This is a genomic window from Paenibacillus sp. 01L418 (assembly GCF_056400045.1).
Genome location: NZ_JBFTSN010000757.1, coordinates 1 through 1,284, shown reverse-complemented (window position 1 = coordinate 1,284; position 1,284 = coordinate 1). Strand labels below are relative to the sequence as shown.

Genomic DNA, 1,284 nt, shown 5'->3' with positions numbered 1-1,284 from the left:
GCGTGGAGAATGCGTGCAGTAAATGGAAGTATATAGGACGGTTATATCCCTCCTCTATTCCCGTGCGCCTTCATGTTACCGAAGTCTAACAGGGTATTCCCTTCATGTCTTCCCCCCCTTACTATCCGGGCGAAATCCTGCGAATAAGCGAGCATTCGTGAGAAAATTATATCGTACCAAGGGAGCTTAACGACCTGATCCTCTAAAGCACACTCCAGTTATTACTTAATGATTTATCCTTAACGGTCGTGCGCTTTATGTTCCTTAGGATCTGATAAACTACTCGGTATAATAAGAATCCGATTAGTGTCCCCGCGCTGTTTAAAATCAAATCATCTACATCGACTGACCTTGTACCGAGGGAAAGAAGTGATATGGTCAACTGGATCATTTCAATTGCGAGAGACACCGATAGTCCGTATAGGAATGCTCTCCCCACCGTTTTGACCTTCATAATCCCCAAGAGTATACCAAAAGGAAGCAGCAAAAGAAGATTTCCCAAGACATTTCGAATACCGACCATATAATAATAATGATTGAGCGAGCCGGAAATACTCTTAAACGGAATGAGGTTATAAGAAAGGACAACACCGTTTGTTTTCATATCCGCAATTAGCTGCTGGTCAATAGGCATGGGAAAGAACGTCACTGAAATAACCGCGCCCCCGTAAATCAAAGCCAATATACTGACAACATGGAAGATAAATCGTTTTTTGAAGAGCAGGTTAAAGATGATGAGAATTGGTACTCCTATCACGACTATTGTAATAAAGGCAAAGCTGGTGTCAAGCATCCCTCGTACTCCTTCCAATCTAAGAAATTTCTTAGACTTAATTCGCCACACTTACAGTATTTACCTTCGCCGAAAGTTAAAGTAAGTCCGAATGATACTCTAAACTGCCCGTTAGTGCAACGAAGCTGCCAATCCAGATTGAGGTCGAAGTCATTGCAGTTAAACGAACATTTTATGAGCCAACACAATGGCATTAACCGCTGATACAGTATCCTTGGCTACCAGCTGTTCATCCAGCTTAAAATGAAGTTGTAAGGTAGAGACTGGTGGATTTTTAGTAGAAATCATGAGCCCAACCTCATGAGATGAAAGCACTTTCGCTTGAATGATTTGCAGCCAGGGGATAAGATCCGGTAATGATTTATTCTCCGAAGGGCCGGTTTCCATGCCATCCACCCCAATTGGTGAATGCCCATCGAAATATTCAATCCTGAGCACAGCATAAGAGTGAATGCCCATCGAAATATTCAATCCTGAGCACAGCATAAGAG

Annotated in this window: 1 protein-coding gene and 1 pseudogene; both read right to left on the bottom strand. The window is 42.6% G+C overall.

Features of this window, described 5'->3' with window-relative positions; translation table 11 throughout:
* Positions 1-202: 202 nt before the first annotated feature.
* The gene (locus AC1DSE_RS35395; RefSeq protein WP_477513026.1) at positions 203-793 is read right to left on the bottom strand and encodes a VanZ family protein; all 591 of its coding nucleotides are present in this window, start codon (positions 791-793) and stop codon (positions 203-205) included.
* A gap of 159 nt (positions 794-952) precedes the next feature.
* Positions 953-1,284 (bottom strand): annotated as a pseudogene (locus AC1DSE_RS35390) (hypothetical protein); the annotation flags it as partial.

Excerpts from the sequence above, each read along its gene's own strand:
- AC1DSE_RS35395 (WP_477513026.1), bottom strand. The coding sequence starts at position 793 with ATGCTTGACACCAGCTTTGCCTTTATTACAATAGTCGTGATAGGAGTA.